This is a genomic window from Mycolicibacterium sp. TUM20985 (assembly GCF_030295745.1).
Lineage (GTDB): Bacteria > Actinomycetota > Actinomycetes > Mycobacteriales > Mycobacteriaceae > Mycobacterium.
In genome coordinates this window covers 3,572,182-3,591,664 of record NZ_AP027291.1, presented here as the reverse complement: position 1 = coordinate 3,591,664, position 19,483 = coordinate 3,572,182, and the positions used below count along the sequence as shown (strand labels likewise).

Here is a 19,483-nt window from a genome sequence, read left to right as displayed (position 1 = left end):
AGCCCACTGCGACAATTCGGCTGATTCACCGCAGTGGCGTCACGTTCGGCGTGGTGTCAGACGCTGCCGAAAGACTCACCCCATGGGGGAGCCATTCATCGGGACCGAGGCGCTCGGAGCGGGCCGACTGACGCCGCACCGCCTGCGCAGTCATTACGACAGAATTCATCGCGACGTCTACCTCCAGCGTGGATCGGAACTCACCGCCGCGGCACGCGCGAAGGCGGCGTGGTTGTGGTCCGGACGGGTCGGCGTCGTCGCCGGTCAGTCCGCCGCATCGGTCCACGGCGCCAAGTGGGTGGACGCGACGGCGCCTGCCGAAGTGCTGTATCCGAACCGACGACCTCCGGTCGGCATCCGAACCTGGTCCGATCGCTACGCCGCCGATGAAGTCGAGAGGCTTGGCGGGGTCGTGGTGACCACCCCGGCCCGCACCGCTCTCGACATCGCCTGCCGCTACCCGCTCGCCGACGCCGTCGCCGCGGTCGACGCGCTGGCCAGGGCCACCGGGCTCAAGATCGCCGACGTGAAGCTGCTCGCCGAACGGTATCGGGGGCGGCGCGGAATCCGGGCCGCCTTCGAAGTCATGGAACTCGTCGATCCCGGTGCCGAGTCTCCGCAGGAGACGCGGGTTCGGTTGCTGCTCATCGAAGCGGGTTTCCCCCGGCCGGAAACCCAGATTCCGGTACTCGACGAGTACGGCCAGGTCGTTGCCGTACTCGACATGGGGTGGCGGGCAATCAAGGTAGGCGTCGACTACGACGGCAAGCACCACCGGATGAGCCGCGGGCAGTTCAACCGCGACATCAGGCGCTTCGAGGCCATCACGGAGTCGGGTTGGGACGACGTGCGGGTCACCGCGGAAGATACCGACGGCAGCATCATTGGACGGGTGAGGCGGGCGTTCGACCGCCGAACGTGAGCCCACTGCGAGGAAACGGTCGATCCACCGCAGTGGCGTCACGCTCGGCGGGAATTCGTGCCTACAGCGTCAGCAGCATCCGGGTGTTTCCCAGAATGTTGGGCTTGACGTAGGACAGGTCGAGGAACTCTGCCACGCCGATGTCATACGAGCGGCGCATCTCGTCGTACACCTCGGCGGTCACCGGGGTGCCCTCGATTTCCTGGAACCCATGGCTTCCGAAGAACTCGGTTTCGAAGGTCAGCACGAAGATTCGTTGCAGGTGCAGCTCCCTGGCCACGTCCAGCAGGCGTGACACGACGGCATGGCCGACGCCGCGGCCCCGCAACCGGGGGTGCGCAGCGACGGTGCGCACCTCACCAAGGTCGGCCCACAACACGTGGAGGGCGCCGCAGCCCACCAGTTCATCGTCGAGTTCGGCCACCCAGAACTCCTGAACGGCTTCATAGAGCGTGACGAGGTTCTTCTCCAGCAGGATCTTGCCTGCGTAGACGTCGACCAGAGACTTGATCTCGGGGACGTCCGAAGTGCGTGCGCGACGGACCACGAGTTCACTGGTTTCGGGTGCTCCGGTCACAGCAGTGAGGGTATCGGTTCGAGCAACCGATATTCTGGTTCACGTGCCGGGCCAGTCTGACGTCGATCCGCTTGTCCCGCGTGCCAGCGTGGCGAACGTTGCCAACGTCCTCACGGGTCTACGCATCGCTCTGGTGCCCGTGTTCCTGGTCGCCCTGTTCGTCGGCGACGGCCACGAAACACAGTGGCGAGTCATCGCTTTCATCATCTTCGCGGCCGCAGTCATCACCGATCGCGTCGACGGTGCGGTGGCCCGCAGTTACGACATGGTCACCGAGTTCGGCAAGCTCGCCGATCCGATTGCCGACAAGGCGCTGATCGGGGCTGCGCTCGTCGGACTGTCCATCCTCGGCGATCTGCCATGGTGGGTGACCGTGGTGATTCTCGTCCGCGAGATCGGCGTCACCGTGCTGCGGTTCGCAGTCATCCGCGGCGGGGTCATTCCCGCGAGTCGCGGCGGCAAGCTCAAGACGCTGGTCCAAGCGGTAGCCATCGGTCTCTTCGTCCTGCCCCTGAACGATCAGTGGTTGACGGGTGCCTGGGTGCTGATGTGGGCGGCGATCGTCCTCACGGTGCTGACCGGCGTGGACTACGTGGTGTCGGCAGTACGTGCCGCTCGCAGCTAGGGCGATTGGTCGGGCACTGCGGGAACCAATTCGGCAGCCCTCGGCGTTCTCCAAGGTAGTGAAACCGAAAAGATCTTTGACCACGTCTTTGGTTGTGAGGAGTCCGCGATGACGACACTGCTTCGCGAAGTGATTGGCGACGTGCTGCGTCAGGCCCGGCTCGAACAGGGACGCACGCTGCGAGAGGTGTCCGACGACGCCCGCGTGAGCCTCGGCTATCTCTCCGAGGTGGAGCGCGGCCGCAAGGAAGCCTCCAGTGAGCTCCTCGGGGCGATTTGTGGCGCCCTGGAGGTGCCTCTGTCGCGGGTCCTCACCGACGCCGGCGCGACCATGGAACGACACGAACTGACCACACCGTCCACCGTGCCTCGCTCCAGCGCCGCCAACATCGACTTCGCCACGAAGGTGGTCATCCCGCACGCCGTTTCGATGGCGGTGGCCTGAGTAAGGTCCGACTTGCGCTACTGCACCCGGAAACTCCGTTGTGGGGTGTGGTGAGCTGCGCACAACCGATAAGTTGGCGGGTAGCACGCAGCCCCCACTCGAACACGAAGGCGGAACGAACCGATGGCCAACCCGTTCACCAAGGCGTGGAAGTACCTCATGGCGCTCTTCAGCTCCAAGGTCGATGAGTACGCCGATCCGAAGGTGCAGATCCAGCAGGCCATCGAAGAAGCGCAGCGGCAGCACCAGGGGCTGACGCAGCAGGCGGCATCGGTGATCGGCAACCAGCGTCAGCTGGAGATGAGGCTGAACCGCCAGCTCGCCGACATCGAGAAGCTCCAGGTCAACGTTCGGCAGGCGCTGACGCTGGCCGACCAGGCCGCCTCGTCGGGCGACGCGGCGAAGGCCACCGAGTACACCAACGCCGCCGAGGCCTTCGCGGCCCAGCTGGTGACGGCCGAGCAGAGTGTCGAGGATCTCAAGACCCTGCACGACCAGGCCTTGCAGGCGGCCGGACAGGCGAAGAAGGCGGTCGAGCAGAACGCGATGGTCCTGCAACAGAAGATCGCCGAGCGCAGCAAGCTGCTCAGCCAGCTCGAGCAGGCCAAGATGCAGGAGCAGGTCAGTGCCTCGCTGCGGTCGATGAGCGAGATCGCCGCGCCGGGGAGCACGCCGAGCCTCGACGAGGTCAGGGACAAGATCGAGCGTCGCTACGCCAACGCCATGGGGTCCGCCGAGCTCGCCCAGAATTCGGTGCAGGGACGCATGATGGAGATCCAGCAGGCCAGTGTGCAGATGGCCGGGCACTCCCGACTCGAGCAGATCCGCGCCTCGATGCGCGGTGACGCGCTGCCCGCCGGTGACGCCACCGCCACACCGGCCACCCCTGCCGTCAACCCGCCGGCTACGTCGCCGGAAAACCCACTCTCGCAATAGATTTCAACGTAGGAGGGCAGCGATGGCAGCGGATCCCCGAACGGGACGGCCCGAGGCGTGGCGCACGCTGGTGCAGCGTGGCGTCGATACCGCGGCCGAGTTCTCCGACGTGGTGGCGCAGCGACTCGGCGCCGCCGCGGACCCACGGGCCAAGCTGTTGCGCAAGCGTCGGTGGGCGTTGCGGGCGGGGGTGTTCTTCACGTTCTCGACGGGTCTGTGGATCGTCGTCACCGGCGTGCTCGCCTCGTGGGACGTGATCCCGGCATGGGTGCTACCGATTCCGGCTGCGATCGCCGTCGGCGCGGCGTTCCTCGCCACGCTGTCGTGGCTTCGCTACCGGTGGCTGAAGCGTTCGCCGCTGCCCGCGGAACGCACATCCCGACGACTGCCGCCCTGGGGATCGGTGGCCCGCCAGCCGATCGCTGCGCTGACGTCCTCCGAACGCGGGCTGTTCTCGCTCCTCGGAATCATGGAACGCGGCCGGATGCTTCCCGCCGACGAACTGCGCGACGTCGTCTCGGCGGCGAACCAGACCGCGGCCACGTTGAGGGCGACGGCGAACGAAGTCATGTCGATGGAGAGGGCCGCCACGGCGTCGCCTCAGTCACGGGCACACTTGACACCGACCATTCGGGCGTTCAGCGCTCAGCTCGATGGCGGGGTGCGGCAGTACGACCAAATGGTCGAGGCGGCAGCACAATTGGTCTCTGCCGCCAACTCGGGGTCCATGTCGAGCTCACCGATGTCGGCACAGCGCTACCGTCACGAACTCGGCACCGCGACCGATCGACTGGCCGGCTGGGCGCAGGCCTTCGACGAACTCGGCCACCTCCGCGGCGCCTGAACGTCAGACGTCGTGGCTGCTCGGTGGCCCCGATCGCGGCCCGTACTTCTCGATATAGGCATCGTGGACGTGCGAGTTGCGCTGTCTGGCGCGATAGTCGACTAGGCCGGAATCCAGCCCGTGCTTGCGCAGCATGTGACGTCGCCACACCTTGTTCAGGGCGTGCGAGAAGAACACGAACGGGATCAGGATGGGCACCGTCGTCGAGATGTGCAGGTACAGCGACATGGGGATGATCCAGAACGGCAGGAGGATCAACACCGCCGGGATGAAGACCCGCACCATCATCCGCGCGGTGGCCCCGGGTCCGGCGAGGTCGTCGGCCACCCACTGCAACATCGAGTTCGGCAGTCGCCTGCCATAGCTGTAGCCGATGTACTGCAGGAGGTTCGGCTTGGTGGGCGCGTCGGTCATCAGAACGACGGGCGAAGTGACGGGACGGCTACCCCGGCAATTCCGCGAACCGTGGCCTTCACCATGTCCAGCGTGTCGAAGTAGTCCCGCCACAGCGTGATTCGACCGTCGTGCACCTCGAAGACGCCGCAGACCCAGAACTGCAGACGCAACGGTCCGAAGACGATCGCGTCGGTGCGCTCGTTGAGCACCGTGGTGCCCTCGCCCACGTTGCGGTGGAACTGCACGTCGAAGCCCATCCGGCCCTCCATCGCGCGCATCATCTTCATGACGCGGGCGCGGCCCCGAATCGTCGGCAGTCCGACGTTCTCGTACACCAGGTCGTCGGCCAGCAGCCCGTCCGCCGTGGCGAAGTCCTGATCGCGGAGTGCATAGAGGAACGCCTCGACCGTGCGCGTGGTGGCGTTGTTCGCGAGAGTGGGCGTCGTCTGGTCGGTCATGGCCACAGCTTAATCTTCCGGCGGCGTCGCCAGCACTGGTCACGGGGGCGCGGCCCTGTGGCAGGCTAGGCCGGATGCGCGTCGCGGTGGTGGCAGGCCCGGACCCCGGACATGCGTTTCCCGCGATCGCGCTCTGTCTGAAGCTCGCCGCCGCGGGTGACGAACCGACGCTCCTCACCGGAGCGCAATGGTTGGCGACCGCCCGCGCAGCCGGTGTCGAAGCCCTCCTGCTCGACGGTCTCGATCCCGAGGACGGGGACGACGACGAGGACGCCGGCGCGAAGATCCATCAGCGGGCCGCGCGGATGGCCGTGCTCAACGTGCCGGTGCTGACCGGGCTGTCCCTCGACCTAGTGGTCTCCGACGTGATCACCGCCTGTGGGGGGATGGCGGCCGAGCTCATGGGCATCCCGTGGGTCGAGTTGTGTCCGCACCCGCTGTATCGGCCGTCGAAGGGCTTGCCGCCGTTGGGAAGTGGGCTCGCGCCCGGCGTCGGAATGCGGGGCAGGCTGCGGGACGTCGCAATGCGCGCGTTGACGGCCCGTTCGGTGCGGGCGGGTTCGGAGCAGCGATCATCGGCCCGCGTCGGGATCGGCTTGCCGGCGACCGACCCCGGTCCGCGACGGCGCCTGATCGCCACGCTGCCCGCGCTGGAGGTACCGCGACCGGACTGGCCCGCCGAGGCGGTCGTGGTTGGCCCCCTGCACTTCGAGCCGACGTCGAAGGTGCTCGACGTTCCCGTGGGGACCGGACCGGTGGTGGTCGTCGCGCCCTCCACGGCGACGACCGGCACGCTGGGTTTGGCCGAGCTCGCCCTCGAGACGTTGGTGCCGGGGGAGACGCTGCCCGACGGTGCGCGAGTGGTGATCTCCCGACTGGGGGCCGGATCCGGCGCCGGGTCGGTCGCGACGGTGCCGCCGTGGGCGGCCGTCGGGCTGGGCAGGCAGGACGAACTGCTGACCCACGCCGATCTGGTGGTCTGCGGCGGCGGCCACGGCATGGTGTCCAAGACACTGCTCGCGGGTGTGCCCATGGTGGTCGTTCCCGGTGGGGGAGACCAGTGGGAGATCGCCAATCGCGTTGAGCGCCAAGGGGGCGGCCGGTTGGTCCGACCGCTCACCGGCGCGGCGTTGATCACGGCGGTGACCGAGGTCCTGGCCTCGCCGCGCCATCGGCAGCAGGCCCGGCTGGCGGGCGCCAGCATCCGTGATGTGCAGGATCCGGTACGGGTGTGCCATGACGCGCCGGCCTGACTCGTTCGGGTCTCGGTAGGTTGATGGTGTGCGGCTGACGGAATTCCGCGAACTCGTCAAGGGACGGTTCGGTGAGGTGCGGGGTTCTTCCCTGCTCGTCGATCACGTGCTGAGCGGCCTCGGCGGTCGCACCGCGGCGCAGGCCATCGAGGCCGGAATGGAGCCGCGCGACGTGTGGCGAGCCCTGTGCGCCGACTTCGACGTGCCGCGCGATCAGTGGTGATGCGCCGCCCCTCGGCGTGTCCACTTGAATCGAACAGGTGTTCGTCTACTGTGGGTTTTGTTCGACGGTAGACCGCGGTCAGACCGACTTGTCGGTACCCACCTCTACCGTCACCGTCAACTGATCGAAACCCCGATCAACGGACACCACCAGGACGGAGACCACACCATGGCGCAAGCCCCTGATCGCGAGAAGGCCCTCGAGCTCGCTCTCGCCCAGATCGAGAAGAGTCACGGCAAGGGCTCGGTGATGCGGCTCGGCGAAGAGGTGCGTCAACCGATCTCGGTCATCCCGACCGGGTCGATCGCGCTCGACGTCGCACTCGGCATCGGCGGCCTGCCCCGCGGCCGTGTCGTGGAGATCTACGGCCCGGAATCCTCGGGTAAGACCACGGTCGCACTGCACGCGGTGGCCAACGCCCAGGCGGCCGGCGGAATCGCGGCCTTCATCGACGCCGAGCACGCGCTGGATCCCGACTACGCCAAGAGGCTCGGGGTGGATACCGACTCACTGCTGGTGTCCCAGCCCGACACCGGTGAGCAGGCACTCGAGATCGCCGACATGCTGATCCGGTCCGGCGCCCTGGACATCCTGGTCATCGACTCGGTGGCCGCCCTAGTGCCGCGCGCCGAGATCGAGGGCGAGATGGGTGACAGTCACGTCGGCCTGCAGGCCCGGCTGATGAGCCAGGCGCTGCGCAAGATCACCGGCGCCCTGAGCAATTCGAACACCACCGCGATCTTCATCAACCAGCTTCGCGAGAAGATCGGTGTGATGTTCGGATCACCCGAAACCACTACGGGTGGTAAGGCATTGAAGTTCTACGCCTCGATCCGCCTCGACGTGCGACGCATCGAGACCCTGAAGGACGGCACCGACGCGGTCGGTAACCGGACGCGCTGCAAGGTCGTCAAGAACAAGATGGCGCCACCCTTCAAGCAGGCCGAGTTCGACATCCTCTACGGCAAGGGCATCTCCAAGGAGGGCTCGCTCATCGACATGGGTGTCGAGCACGGCTTCGTCCGCAAGTCCGGCTCCTGGTTCACCTACGAGGGCGAGCAACTGGGCCAGGGCAAGGAGAACGCCCGCAACTTCCTGCTCGAGAATCCCGAAGTCGCCGCCGAGATCGAGAAGAAGATCAAGGAGAAGCTCGGCATCGGGGCCGTCCTGACCGACGACACCAATGACAAAGCACTGCCCGCCCCAGTCGACTTCTGAGTCGCGCGAGGAGCAGGCGCAGGATCCTCGCGAACGCGAGGAACAGGCCAGGAACCTGTGTCTGCGCCTGCTCACCGTTCGGGCCCGCACCCGGGCGGAGCTCGCCGCCCAGCTGACCAAGCGGGGATATCCCGACGACGTCAACGGGCGAGTACTCGACCGCCTCGCCGAGGTGGGTCTGGTCGACGACCGGGACTTCGCCGAGCAGTGGGTGCGTTCGCGTCACGTCAACGCCGGTAAGGGCAAACGCGCCCTCGCCGCCGAATTACGCACGAAGGGCGTCGACGACGAGCTGATCGCCGAGGCGCTCGACGACGTCGATGCCGACGCCGAGCGGACCCGGGCGGAGCAACTCGTCGCCGACAAGCTGCGCCGCGAGCGCCTGACCGACGACACCGACGAGGTCAAGGTGACCCGCAGGCTGGTGGGCATGCTGGCCCGCCGGGGCTACCACCAGTCGATGGCGTTCGACGTCGTCAAGGTGGCGTTGGCCAGTGAGCGCGAACGCCGACGGGTCTGAGCAGAAGCGGCTCCGCTCCCGCGGTCAGATCACCTTGGCGCCCGGCGCGCCTTCCTGCTCGATGTTCTCGGCATCCAGCGGTGCAGGACCGCGCTTGGACCGCCGCATCCTGCGCTCCAGCCGGGTCGCGACCGACGACAGCGCGAAGTTGACGCTGATCATCAGCAGCGCGATGACGATCAGGGCCGGCACGTAGTTGCCATAGGACGACCCGACCTGCGTGCCCTGGCGCACCATCTCCAGGAACGTGATCTGGTACCCGATCGCCGTGTCCTTGAGCACCACCACCATCTGCGACACCAGCACCGGCAGCATGGAGGTGACCGCTTGCGGCAACAGGATCGACCGCATGACCTGACCCCAACGCAACCCCAGCGCCTCCGCGGCCTCGGACTGGCCGCGCGGAAGGGCGTTCACGCCGGCGCGGACGATCTCGGCGATCACCGCCCCGTTGTAGAGGGTCAGCCCCGTGATGACACCGGCCAGCGCGAGGTAATTCGACGGAAACAGGTCATAGGTCGCGTAGAAGAAGTACGCGAAGATCATCATGATCAGCACGGGAACGGCGCGAAAGAACTCGACGATGACCGAGCACACCCAGCGGATACCGCGATGGCGCGACAACCGGCCCACGCCGAGCACGAAGCCGAGGATCAGCGCCAACACGATCGATACCGCCGCCGCGGTCAACGTCCCCTGAATGCCAGGTAACACATACGTCGTCCAGAGGTTCCCAGTGAGGAAGGGCTCCCACTTGGCGGCCGTCAACTGGCCCTTGGTCTGCAGGCGCGAGTAGACCACCCAGGCCACGACGAGCACCAGCACCAGCGTGACCGCACTGATGATGCGGTTGCGCACCCGGGCGCGTGGTCCCGGGGCATCGAAGAGAACCGATGCGCTACTCACCTCGCCACCGCCAATCGCTTGCCGAGCCAACCGAACAACAACCCCAGCGGCAACGTCAGGATCACGAAGCCCAGCGCGAAGATCGCACCGATGGTCGCCAGCGCGGCGGTGTTCTCGATCATCTCCTTCATCAGCAGTGCGGCCTCGGCGACTCCGATCGCCGACGCGATCGTGGTGTTCTTCGTCAAGGCGATCAACACCGAACCCAGGGGAATGATGACGGCGCGAAAAGCCTGCGGCAGCATGACGACCCGCAGATTCTGTCCAAACGTCAGGCCCAGCGACCTGGCTGCCTCGGCTTGCCCGAGCGGAACCGTGTTGATCCCGGCGCGCACCGTCTCACACACGAATGCGGCGGTGTACACCGTCAAACCCAGGACCGCCAGCCGAAAGTTGCTGTCCTCGATGGAGGTCATCGACTGCGAGTCGACCAGTGTGATGCCCAAGGTCTGAGCCAGGCCGAATGAGCAGAACAGGATGATCAGTGTCAGCGGCGTGTTTCGCACCACGTTGACGTACGTCGTGCCGAGCCCGTTGAGCATCGGCACCGGCGCCAGCCGCATCGCGGCCAGCGCCGTGCCGAGGATCAACGCTCCGACGGCCGAGAAGACCGTCAACTGGATCGTCGTCCAGAACGCCTCGAAGATCTGGTCCTGATACTCGGAGAAGATCTCCACGTGTACTCCGCTGCGCTAGTGCTTCAGCTCATTTGGCGATCGCCGGCGGCGCCGGCGTCGCGATGCCCGCGGGGCCGAGGTTCTTCTCGAAGGCCTTCGCCCAGTCCCCGTCCGCTTCCATCTTGGTGAGCGCGTCGTTGACCTTGGTCTGCAGTTCGGTGTCGTCCTTCTTCAGGCCGATGCCGTAGTTCTCCTCGGAGAAGGGCTGGCCGACGATCTTGAACGCTCCCGGGGTCTGCGCCGCGTAGCCAGCGAGGATGACCTCGTCGGTGGTCACGGCGTCGATGGCGCCGTTCTTCAGTGCCTCGATGCAGGCCGAGTAGGTGTCGTACTGCTGCAGCTGCACACCGGGATACTCGTCCTTGATCTTCTGGGCCGGCGTCGATCCGGACACCGAGCACAGCTTCTTGTTGTTCTGCAGCGAGTCCGCACCGGTGATGTCGGTGTTGTCGGCCTTCACCAGCAGGCTCTGGCCGGTCACCAGGTACGGCCCTGCGAACGACACCTTCTCCTTGCGGGCATCGGTGATCGAGTAGGTCGCCGCGATGAACTTGACCTGATCGTTCTGGATCAGCGTCTCGCGTTGCGCGGACGGCGATTCCTTCCACTCGATCTTGTCGGGCGTGAAACCCATCTGCCCGGCGACGTAGGTGGCGACGTCGACGTCGAAGCCGCTCATCGTGCCGTCGGGGTTCTTCAGACCGAGGCCGGGCTGATCGAACTTCGTACCGATGACGATCTTGCCGTCGTCGCCCCCGGAGCCTCCGCCGCCGCAGGCCGTGACGGAGAGCGGCAGGGCGATGGCGAGCGCCAGGGTGGCGGCCACCCGGAATCGAAGAGACGGCTTGCGTACAGAGGGCACAGCTGTGTTCCTTTCGCCGGAGCGTTAGTGGTTGAGGATCTTGCCGAGGAAGTCCTTGGCGCGGTCGGAGGTGGGGTTGGAGAAGAACACCTCGGGTTCGGCGTCTTCGACGATGGCGCCGTCGGCCATGAAGAGGATTCGGTTGGAGGCCCGTCGGGCGAAGCCCATCTCGTGGGTGACCACGACCATCGTCATGCCCTCCTCGGCGAGCGAGGTCATCACGGCCAGCACCTCGTTGATCATTTCGGGATCGAGGGCGCTGGTGGGTTCGTCGAACAGCATCACCTTGGGGTTCATGGCGAGCGAACGAGCGATCGCCACCCGTTGCTGCTGTCCGCCGGACAACTGCGCCGGATACTTGTCGGCCTGGTTGGCGATGCCCACGCGCTCGAGGAGGGCCATTGCGCTGGTGCGCGCCTCCGCCTTGGACTTCTTGCGCACCAGCGTCGGCGCGAGGGTGACGTTCTGCAGAATCGTCTTGTGCGCGAACAGGTTGAATGACTGGAACACCATGCCGACGTCTGACCGTAGCTGGGCGAGTTTGCGCCCCTCCTCGGGAAGGATCTCGCCGTCGATCGCAATGGTGCCCGAGTCGACGGGCTCGAGCCGATTGATGGTGCGGCACAACGTGGACTTGCCCGACCCCGACGGACCGAGCACGACCACCACCTGGCCGCGGTTCACCTCGATGTCGATGTCCTTGAGCACGTGCAGGCTACCGAAGTGCTTGTTGACGCCCTTGATTGAGATCATCGGCACGGACGTGTCGGTTCCCATGCGCACAGACCTTACCCAGCGAACGCCCAGATCGCCGCGCTCTGGACAATCCGGGGAATTTGGCTGCGGCGGGCCCGGCCGTACCATTGAGTCGTGACTTCGACGGTGGCTCGCGCTCCAGGGCGCACCTTCCAGGTCCGCACCTACGGCTGTCAGATGAACGTGCACGACTCCGAGCGCATCGCCGGCCTCCTGGAGGCGGCGGGCTACCGGCGTGCCACGGAGGGGTCCGACGCCGACGTCGTGGTGTTCAACACCTGCGCGGTGCGCGAGAACGCCGACAACAAGCTGTACGGCAACATCAGCCACCTGGTGCCCCGCAAGGAGGCCGATCCCGACATGCAGATCGCCGTCGGCGGGTGCCTGGCGCAGAAGGACCGGGACGCCGTCCTGACCCGGGCACCGTGGGTCGACGTGGTCTTCGGCACCCACAACATCGGTTCGCTGCCTACGTTGCTGGACCGTGCGCGGCACAACCGGGTCGCCGAGGTCGAAATCGTCGAAGCCCTCCAGCAATTCCCGTCGACGCTACCTGCGTCACGTGAATCCGCTTATGCGGCATGGGTTTCCATTTCGGTCGGTTGCAACAATACGTGCACGTTCTGCATCGTTCCCTCGCTGCGGGGCAAGGAGACCGACCGTCGCCCCGACGACGTCCTCGCCGAGGTGCAGTCGCTGGTGGAACAGGGTGTCCTCGAGGTCACCCTCCTCGGGCAGAACGTCAATGCCTACGGTGTCTCGTTCGCCGACCCCGACCTACCCCGCGACCGTGGTGCCTTCGCGAAGCTGCTGCGTGCGTGCGGCGGCGTGGAGGGGTTGGAGCGCGTGCGGTTCACCTCGCCGCACCCCGCCGAGTTCACCAACGACGTGATCGAGGCGATGGCGGCGACGCCCAACGTGTGCCCCACGCTGCACATGCCCCTGCAGTCCGGCTCGGACCGCATCCTCAAGGCGATGCGACGGTCCTACCGCGCGGAGAGCTACCTGGGCATCATCGACCGCGTGCGGGCCGCCATTCCGCGCGCCGCCATCACCACCGACCTGATCGTCGGGTTCCCCGGCGAAACCGAAGCGGACTTCGCGGCCACCCTCGACGTGGTGGAACGCGCCCGGTTCGCCAGTGCCTTCACGTTCCAGTACTCCAAACGGCCGGGCACCCCTGCCGCGGAACTTCCCGATCAGCTTCCGAAAGCCGTCGTGCAGGAGCGATACATGCGTCTCATCGAGCTTCAGGAGCGAATCTCCCTCGAGGAGAACGTCGCTCAGATCGGTGTCGACGTCGAACTGCTGGTGGCCACGGGCGAAGGGCGCAAGGACCCCAGCACCGCGCGGATGTCGGGGCGGGCCCGCGACGGGCGGCTGGTGCACTTCGCACCGGGCGGACGCGACATCCGGCCCGGTGACGTCGTCACCACGACGGTCACCAGCGCCGCTCCGCACCACCTGATCGCCGACGCCGCACTGATCGAGCACCGTCGCACCCGGGCCGGTGACGCCCACCAATCCGGTCGCAAGGTGACGACGGTCGGTCTCGGACTGCCCGGCATCGGGATGCCCCCGGCGCGACCCGTGACGACGGGCTGCGACCGATGACCAACGATGATCGCGGCGAGGCGGGTTTCGACGAGTTCAAGGGTGACATCGAGGACGCAGAGCGACGTGTCGCCCGCGAGATCGACCCTGGTGCAAGGGCTTTGGTCGTCGCCATCCTGGTTCTGGTGATCCTGCTGTCGTTCGCGCTGCCCCACACCGGCAGTGCGAAGGGGCTCGACGTACTCGTCGGCAACGACACCGCCATCGGTGAGGCGATCGCCCTGCCGTCGCGGGTGTTCACCTGGCTGACGCTGGTATTCAGCGTCGGGTTCTCTATCCTCGCGCTGCTCACGCGGCGCTGGGGTCTGGCCTGGATCGCCCTTGCCGGCTCGGCGGTGGCCTGCCCCATCGGGATGCTGGCCGTGTGGTCGCGCCAAACGGTCGCCGAGCCGTATCCCGGACCGGGCATCGGGCTCATCGTCGCCTGGATCGCGGTCATCCTGCTGAGCTTTCACTGGGCCAGGGTGGTGTGGTCACGCACCGCGGTCCAGATGGCGGCCGAAGCGGAACGTCGGCGGCTGGCCGCCGAACGGCAGGGTAGTGGGCTGCTGGATCTCGGCGACGGTCCCGACCCGGCGCCGCCGCGACCCGCGGACGGTCCCTAGCGCGTCTTGGCCAGGGCCGCGACGGCCGCCTCGGCCCACTCCCGCCACTGCGCGGCGTTGGCGGAGGCCTTCTCGGCGTCCTTCGTGCGACCCGCTGCCTGCGCCTTGGCGGCCTGGGATTCGTACTGCTCTGCACGCACCCTGAACTGGTCGGCCCTGGCCTGCGCCTCGGGGTCGGTTTCGCCGGCGGACACGGTGTCCCGAACCTTCTTCTCGACGGCCTTCATGCGGCGCTCGAAGTCGGCGGCCCGCTCGCGGGGAACCTTGCCAACGGCATCCCACTTGGCGCCGATCGCACGCAACGCGGCCCGTGCGGCGTCGGGGTCGGACACGTCGATGGCCTCCGCGTCGACCAGCAGGGCCTCCTTCGTGGCGGCGTTCGTCTCGAACTCCGCATCGCGCTCGGCATTCACCGCATTGCGGGCCTTGAAGAACGTGTCCTGCGCGGCCTTGAACCGCCGCCAGAGCGCATCGTCGACGTCCTTCGCGGCCCGGCCGGCGGCCTTCCACTCGGTCAGCATGTCGCGGAACGTCGCAGCGGTGCCGGCCCAGTCCGTCGAGTCGGCCAATTGCTCGGCGCGTTCACACAGCGCCTCCTTGGCCTGACGGGTGCCCACGCGTTCGCGGTCCAACTCGGCGAAGTGCGAACCGCGGCGACGGTTGAACGTCTCGCGGGCCGCGGAGTAGCGCTTCCACAACGCGTCGTCGGTCTTGCGGTCCAGGCCGGTGACGGTGCGCCACTCGTCGAGGATGTCGCGCAACCGGTCGCCCGCGGACTTCCACTGCGTCGAGTTCGCGGCGATGTCCTCGGCCTCGGCGGCCAACGCCTCCTTGCGGGCGGTCTGCGCGGCACGGTGCTCATCGCGCTTCTGGCGTTCCTCCAGGGCATGGGAGTCGGCCTGCTCGACGATCGCGCCCAGCCGGGTGGCGAGGGCGTCGACGTCGCCGAGCACCGACGCCGTCGGCAGGGTCTCGGCCAGCGCAGCCGCGGCCGCCTTGATCTTGCGGGCATCACCGGTTCCGGAGGCGAGCCGTCGTTCCATCAGCGCGACCTCGGTGTTGAGGTCGTCGTAACGGCGCCCGAAGTGCGCGTAGGCCGCTGCATGTTCACCGGCCTGCCAGGAGCCGATGACGCGCTCCCCGGCGGACGTGACCAGCCATACCGTGCCGTCATCGTCGACACGCCCGAAGCGATGAGGATCCGCCGACGGCGGGATGATCACCGTCGGGGCGGTGCCACCCGGTCTCGGAGCGGGGCGCGGCGGTCCTGGCCGGGGTGCGGGCCTGGGCGCTCCGCTTGACTCACTGGTCGTCATGTCCTTGAACCTCGTGCCCTCCGCGCGGATGACCCACGCTCCTGCCGCGCAACGCGGCGCCTGTTAGCGATGCTCCTGCATTGTCTCAGTCACATTTCAGTCGCTATTGAAACAGGTCGGACCCAGCCGTGCCCATGCCTTTGCACGAGCGGTGCTGCTCGCGTCACCCGTGGGCCGGCTCCAGAGCCTCGCCGAGCCGCTCGATCGGGTCGCTGGCTAGCGTGAGGGCGTGCTCAGCGCCATCGCCTTCGTCCCCTCCGCGCCCGTCATGGTGCCCGAGCTCGCCACGGGCGCCGCCGCGGAGTGTCACGCCCTCGTGGCCGCGGTGCGCGCCGCTGCCGCCGAACTGCCCGACCGTTGGTTCGTCGTCGGTACCGGACGTGCGGACAACGTCATCGGTCCCGGTGCCGTGGGCACCTTCGGCGGCTACGGCGCCGACGTCCGGGTCGCCCTGTCCGCCGACGCCAAGGGGGAGCCACGGGCGTTGCCGCTCTGCGCGCTGATCGCGGGCTGGGTGCGGACCACCGGCGCCCCCGCGGCCAACGCCGAGGTGTGGGTATACGCCGCCGACCACGAGCCCGAAGCAGCCCTCGCCCGAGGCCGAGCATTGCGGGCTGAGGCCGATGCGCTTCCCGAACCCGTCGGGGTGCTGGTGGTCGCCGACGGCGCGAACACGCTCACGGCCTCGGCGCCCGGCGGCGACGTGCCCGAGTCCCTGCCGCTGCAGGCCGCCCTCGACGACGCCCTGGCGACCGCGGACCTGGCGGCGCTGACCCGGGTGCCGGACGCGATCGTCGGTCGGGTCGCCTACCAGGTGCTGGCGGGTGTGGCCGGATCCTCGGCATGGGCGGCTCGTGAGCTGTATCGGGGCGCGCCCTACGGCGTCGGCTACTCCGTCGGCGTGTGGACGCCGGTGAGCGGGTGACGGTGCCGCCCATCGCCATCGTCGGACCCACCGGGACCGGGAAGAGCGCATTGGCGCTGGACGTCGCCGAGCGGTTGGACGGCGAGATCGTCAACGCCGACGCGATGCAGCTGTACCGCGGCATGGACATCGGTACCGCCAAGCTGCCGCCCGCCGAACGCCGGGGCATCCCGCACCACCAACTCGACCAGCTCGCCGTGACGGAGACGGCGACGGTCGGCCAGTACCAACGCGCCGCGACCGCGGACGTCGAGGCCATCATGGCTCGGGGTGGGGTGCCCGTGATCGTCGGCGGGTCGATGCTCTACGTCCAGTCGCTCCTCGACGAGTGGGCGTTTCCGGCCACCGATCCCGAGGTGCGGGCGCGCTGGGAGGCCAGGCTCGCCGAGATCGGCGTGGCGGCGCTGCACGACGAGCTGGCGCGCGTCGACGTCGACGCCGCGACATCGATCCTGCCCAGCGACGGTCGCCGGATCGTGCGGGCACTCGAGGTGGTCGAGCTCACCGGCCAGCCATTCGCTGCCAGCGCGCCGGCGATCGGAGAACCTCGCTGGGGCACGGTGATCATCGGCCTGGATTGGGAGACAACGCTTCTCGACGAGCGACTGTCGAGGAGAACCCGCGCGATGTTCGACCTGGGCCTGGTCGAGGAAGTCAAGACGCTGCGCGAACGCGGGCTGCGCGAGGGAACGACGGCGTCGCGTGCGCTGGGGTACGCCCAGGTGCTCGCCGCGCTCGCGGGCGGGGGAGACGCCGGCGCATTCGCCGAGGCCGAGGAGCGCACCTTCGTCGGGACCAGACGCTACGTGCGTCGGCAGCGGTCGTGGTTCCGTCGCGACCACCGCATCCACTGGCTCGACGGGGCCGACGCCGGGACGACCGATACCGCGCTCGAGGTGTGGCGCCAGCAGCGACCGGTAGCGCCGCCACCAACCCGGACGGACGTATCCTGAACAGGTGATGTTCGCCAAGGGACACGGCACGGAGAACGACTTCGTGCTGCTGCCCGACGTCGGTGCCCGGCTGGCGCTGACGCCGGGGGTGGTGTCAGCGCTGTGCGACCGCCGCCGCGGGCTCGGCGCCGACGGCGTACTCCGCGTGACGACGGCGGACGCCGCGCTGGCTGCCGGGGTGTTCGACGCGATTCCGGAAGGCGTCGCGGCCGATGACTGGTACATGGACTACCGCAACGCCGACGGATCGATCGCCCAGATGTGCGGTAACGGGGTCCGCGTGTTCGCGCACTACCTGCGGGTCAGCGGCCTCGAGCAGCGCGACGATTTCGTCGTCGGCTCCCTGGCCGGGCCGCGACCGGTCGTCCTGCGCGACGTCGACGGCACGTCGGCCGACGTCACCGTCGACATGGGCAAGGCCAACCAGTTCGGCACCGGCTCGGCGGTGGTGGGCGGACGCCGCTTCGGCGGCGTCGCGGTCGACGTCGGCAATCCGCACCTCGCCTGCGTCGACGCATCGCTGAGCGTTGCGGAGTTGGCTGCCCTCGACGTCGGCGCCCCCGTGTGGTTCGACGCGGCGCAGTTCCCCGAGGGTGTGAACGTGGAGGTGCTGACGGCTCCGGCCGGAGGCGCCATCACGATGCGCGTGCACGAGCGAGGCGTCGGCGAAACCCGTTCGTGTGGAACGGGAACCGTCGCTGCGGCGGTCGCCGGCCTCCGGCACCGGGGTTCCAGCACGGGCACCCTGCGGGTCCGGGTCCCGGGCGGTCAGGTGACCGTGACGATCACCGACACCACCAGCTATCTGAGGGGGCCGTCCGTTCTGGTGGCCCAGGGCGAGCTGTCCGACGACTGGTGGCGCGCCCGGCAGGAAAATTCGAATGCGTAAGACGGCCTAGAAGGGGCAAGATCTCCAACTACATGACATCTCCAAAACTGCCCAGCACGGGTGAGCTCGACCTCGACGATCGCTCGGCCCTGCGCCGGGTCGCGGGACTATCCACCGAACTCACGGACGTCAGCGAAGTCGAATACCGTCAGCTGCGCCTCGAACGCGTGGTGCTCGTCGGCGTCTGGACCGAGGGCAGTGCCGCCGATGCCGACGCCAGCATGGCGGAGCTCGCGGCGCTGGCGGAAACCGCGGGCTCCGAGGTCCTCGAGGGCATGGTGCAGCGCAGGGACAAGCCCGACGCAGGCACCTACATCGGTTCGGGCAAGGCCAAGGCGCTGCGCGACGTCGTGGTGGCCACCGGTGCCGACACCGTGATTTGCGACGGTGAGCTGACCCCGGGTCAGCTCAACGCTCTGGAGAAGGCGGTCAAGGTCAAGGTCGTCGACCGCACCGCCTTGATCCTCGATATCTTCGCCCAGCACGCCACCTCTGCGGAGGGCAAGGCGCAGGTCGCCTTCGCGCAGATGGAGTACATGTTGCCGCGGCTGCGCGGCTGGGGTGAGTCGATGTCCCGCCAGGGCGGTGGCGCAGGTGGCAGTGGCGGGGGAGTCGGCACCCGCGGCCCCGGCGAGACCAAGATCGAGACCGATCGCCGCCGGATCCGTGAGCGAATGTCCAAGCTGCGCCGGGAAATCAAGGACATGAAGAAGATCCGCGACACACAGCGCGGACGCCGGGTGCGTAGCGACGTAGCGTCGATCGCCATCGTCGGGTACACCAACGCGGGCAAGTCCAGTGTGCTCAACGCCCTCACGGGGGCGGGGGTCCTCGTCGAGAACGCGCTCTTTGCGACCCTCGAACCCACCACTCGCCGTGGACGATTCGCCGATGGTCGGCCATTCGTGCTGACCGACACGGTCGGGTTCGTCCGACATCTGCCCACCCAACTCGTCGAGGCATTCAGGTCGACCCTCGAGGAGGTCGTCGACGCCGAACTGCTGGTTCACGTGATCGACGGGTCGGACTCCAACCCACTGGCTCAGGTCAACGCGGTACGCCAGGTCGTCAACGAGGTCGTGGCGGAATACGACGTCGCTCCGCCGCCGGAGTTGTTGGTGGTCAACAAGATCGACGCCGCGACGGGTCTCGGCCTAGCTCACCTGCGGCGTGCGCTGCCCGATGCCGTGTTCGTGTCGGCCCGCACGGGCGACGGTCTGGAACGCCTTCGCAGTCGGATGAGCGAGATGGTGGTGCCCAAGGAAGTCAACGTCGACGTCACGATCCCTTACGACCGTGGCGAATTGATCGCCCGCATGCACGCCGAGGGGCAGGTGGACGTCACCGAGCACACCGAAACCGGCACGCGCATCAAGGCCAGGGTGCCCGCCGCGCTAGCCGCAGCTCTGGCCGACTTCGTCACGTTCTAGGCCGCAGGGGCGGTCGGCGGGCGGGCGTGCGGTAGAGTCGGAGGCAATGTTGGCGTCGCTCGGCGTCGTCGGCACGTCGTGGAACGCTTGATCGACCCGTTGTCCCGAAGGCCACAGTGACGTGGCTCTCGCGC

General features: G+C 67.8%; 23 protein-coding genes. 15 read left to right on the top strand and 8 right to left on the bottom strand.

The genetic code is table 11. The annotated features are described in order from the left end of the window. Nucleotides 1-82: 82 nt before the first annotated feature. The gene (locus QUE68_RS17645) at nt 83-922 is read left to right on the top strand and encodes a hypothetical protein (protein ID WP_286274202.1); all 840 of its coding nucleotides are present in this window, start codon (nt 83-85) and stop codon (nt 920-922) included. 61 nt (nt 923-983) lie between these two features. Here QUE68_RS17645 and QUE68_RS17640 read toward each other — a convergent pair whose 3' ends face one another. Continuing rightward, nucleotides 984-1,499: an amino-acid N-acetyltransferase gene (locus tag QUE68_RS17640; RefSeq protein ID WP_286274201.1), complete on the bottom strand. Its 516-nt coding sequence runs from the start codon at nt 1,497-1,499 to the stop codon at nt 984-986. Nucleotides 1,500-1,542: 43 nt separating this feature from the next. Between QUE68_RS17640 and pgsA the strand changes: the two genes are divergently transcribed. The 4 genes from pgsA (at nt 1,543) to pspM (ending at nt 4,348) form a co-directional block, all read left to right on the top strand. Next, nucleotides 1,543-2,124 (top strand): CDP-diacylglycerol--glycerol-3-phosphate 3-phosphatidyltransferase, encoded by a 582-nt coding sequence (pgsA, locus tag QUE68_RS17635; RefSeq protein WP_286274200.1) that lies wholly within the window; start codon nt 1,543-1,545, stop codon nt 2,122-2,124. Between the two features lie 108 nt (nt 2,125-2,232). Beyond that, nucleotides 2,233-2,568: a transcriptional regulator ClgR gene (gene clgR, locus QUE68_RS17630; RefSeq protein WP_286274199.1), complete on the top strand. Its 336-nt coding sequence runs from the start codon at nt 2,233-2,235 to the stop codon at nt 2,566-2,568. Between the two features lie 123 nt (nt 2,569-2,691). Beyond that, nucleotides 2,692-3,504: a phage shock protein PspA gene (gene pspA, locus QUE68_RS17625; protein ID WP_286274198.1), complete on the top strand. Its 813-nt coding sequence runs from the start codon at nt 2,692-2,694 to the stop codon at nt 3,502-3,504. 22 nt (nt 3,505-3,526) lie between these two features. Then, on the top strand, nt 3,527-4,348 hold the full coding sequence (gene pspM, locus QUE68_RS17620; RefSeq protein ID WP_286274197.1) for a phage shock envelope stress response protein PspM: 822 nt from the start codon (nt 3,527-3,529) through the stop codon (nt 4,346-4,348). A 3-nt stretch (nt 4,349-4,351) separates the two neighbouring features. Here pspM and QUE68_RS17615 read toward each other — a convergent pair whose 3' ends face one another. Both QUE68_RS17615 and QUE68_RS17610 read right to left on the bottom strand, forming a co-directional pair. Continuing rightward, entirely contained in the window at nt 4,352-4,762 is a 411-nt protein-coding gene (locus tag QUE68_RS17615) for a DUF5313 domain-containing protein (RefSeq protein WP_284227405.1), read from the bottom strand. Further along, a complete protein-coding gene (locus tag QUE68_RS17610) occupies nt 4,762-5,202 on the bottom strand; it encodes a limonene-1,2-epoxide hydrolase family protein (RefSeq protein ID WP_286274196.1) in 441 nt (146 codons plus the stop codon). Before QUE68_RS17610 ends, QUE68_RS17615 begins: the two co-directional genes overlap by 1 nt. 74 nt (nt 5,203-5,276) lie before the next feature. Between QUE68_RS17610 and QUE68_RS17605 the strand changes: the two genes are divergently transcribed. From QUE68_RS17605 to recX, 4 genes are all read left to right on the top strand, one after another. Then, entirely contained in the window at nt 5,277-6,455 is a 1,179-nt protein-coding gene (locus QUE68_RS17605) for a glycosyltransferase (RefSeq protein ID WP_286274195.1), read from the top strand. 28 nt (nt 6,456-6,483) lie between these two features. Then, entirely contained in the window at nt 6,484-6,678 is a 195-nt protein-coding gene (locus QUE68_RS17600) for a DUF3046 domain-containing protein (RefSeq protein ID WP_284227401.1), read from the top strand. Nucleotides 6,679-6,846: 168 nt separating this feature from the next. Beyond that, nucleotides 6,847-7,896 carry a recombinase RecA gene (gene recA, locus QUE68_RS17595; protein ID WP_284227400.1) on the top strand — a complete coding sequence of 350 codons (1,050 nt, stop codon included), beginning with the start codon at nt 6,847-6,849 and terminating at the stop codon, nt 7,894-7,896. Beyond that, complete coding sequence (gene recX / locus QUE68_RS17590; RefSeq protein ID WP_286274194.1) at nt 7,862-8,416, top strand: recombination regulator RecX; 555 nt, start codon at nt 7,862-7,864, stop codon at nt 8,414-8,416. Before recA ends, recX begins: the two co-directional genes overlap by 35 nt. Before the next feature lie 24 nt (nt 8,417-8,440). Here the strand turns inward: recX and QUE68_RS17585 are convergent, their stop codons facing one another. From QUE68_RS17585 to QUE68_RS17570, 4 genes are read right to left on the bottom strand one after another with little or no spacing between them, the layout of a single operon-like run. After that, nucleotides 8,441-9,322 (bottom strand): amino acid ABC transporter permease, encoded by an 882-nt coding sequence (locus tag QUE68_RS17585; protein ID WP_284227398.1) that lies wholly within the window; start codon nt 9,320-9,322, stop codon nt 8,441-8,443. Further along, nucleotides 9,319-9,999, bottom strand: a complete 681-nt coding sequence (locus QUE68_RS17580; protein WP_284227397.1) for an amino acid ABC transporter permease — start codon at nt 9,997-9,999, stop codon at nt 9,319-9,321. The genes QUE68_RS17585 and QUE68_RS17580 overlap by 4 nt, the downstream gene beginning before the upstream one ends. 28 nt (nt 10,000-10,027) lie before the next feature. Beyond that, nucleotides 10,028-10,861 carry a glutamate ABC transporter substrate-binding protein gene (locus QUE68_RS17575; protein ID WP_286274193.1) on the bottom strand — a complete coding sequence of 278 codons (834 nt, stop codon included), beginning with the start codon at nt 10,859-10,861 and terminating at the stop codon, nt 10,028-10,030. Nucleotides 10,862-10,885: 24 nt separating this feature from the next. Then, nucleotides 10,886-11,614 (bottom strand): amino acid ABC transporter ATP-binding protein, encoded by a 729-nt coding sequence (locus QUE68_RS17570; protein ID WP_284231026.1) that lies wholly within the window; start codon nt 11,612-11,614, stop codon nt 10,886-10,888. Between the two features lie 180 nt (nt 11,615-11,794). Here QUE68_RS17570 and miaB point away from each other — a divergent pair, with 180 nt between their 5' ends. Further along, nucleotides 11,795-13,231, top strand: a complete 1,437-nt coding sequence (gene miaB / locus QUE68_RS17565) for a tRNA (N6-isopentenyl adenosine(37)-C2)-methylthiotransferase MiaB (protein WP_286275858.1) — start codon at nt 11,795-11,797, stop codon at nt 13,229-13,231. Beyond that, a complete protein-coding gene (locus QUE68_RS17560; protein ID WP_284227392.1) occupies nt 13,228-13,836 on the top strand; it encodes an Rv2732c family membrane protein in 609 nt (202 codons plus the stop codon). The genes miaB and QUE68_RS17560 overlap by 4 nt, the downstream gene beginning before the upstream one ends. Here the strand turns inward: QUE68_RS17560 and QUE68_RS17555 are convergent. Beyond that, nucleotides 13,833-15,152 (bottom strand): DUF349 domain-containing protein, encoded by a 1,320-nt coding sequence (locus QUE68_RS17555; RefSeq protein ID WP_286274192.1) that lies wholly within the window; start codon nt 15,150-15,152, stop codon nt 13,833-13,835. The two genes, QUE68_RS17560 and QUE68_RS17555, sit on opposite strands and share 4 nt — an antisense overlap. Before the next feature lie 229 nt (nt 15,153-15,381). Between QUE68_RS17555 and QUE68_RS17550 the strand changes: the two genes are divergently transcribed. Genes QUE68_RS17550 through hflX form a run of 4 tightly spaced genes read left to right on the top strand, consistent with a single transcriptional unit; the run spans nt 15,382 to nt 19,349 of the window. After that, nucleotides 15,382-16,077, top strand: coding sequence for a class III extradiol ring-cleavage dioxygenase family protein (locus QUE68_RS17550; protein WP_284227389.1), 696 nt, complete (start codon nt 15,382-15,384; stop codon nt 16,075-16,077). A gap of 2 nt (nt 16,078-16,079) precedes the next feature. Further along, nucleotides 16,080-17,030: a tRNA (adenosine(37)-N6)-dimethylallyltransferase MiaA gene (gene miaA / locus QUE68_RS17545; protein WP_286275857.1), complete on the top strand. Its 951-nt coding sequence runs from the start codon at nt 16,080-16,082 to the stop codon at nt 17,028-17,030. A 4-nt stretch (nt 17,031-17,034) separates the two neighbouring features. Further along, entirely contained in the window at nt 17,035-17,919 is an 885-nt protein-coding gene (gene dapF, locus QUE68_RS17540) for a diaminopimelate epimerase (protein WP_284235694.1), read from the top strand. A 32-nt stretch (nt 17,920-17,951) separates the two neighbouring features. Beyond that, complete coding sequence (gene hflX, locus QUE68_RS17535; protein ID WP_284227385.1) at nt 17,952-19,349, top strand: GTPase HflX; 1,398 nt, start codon at nt 17,952-17,954, stop codon at nt 19,347-19,349. Nucleotides 19,350-19,483: the final 134 nt, after the last annotated feature.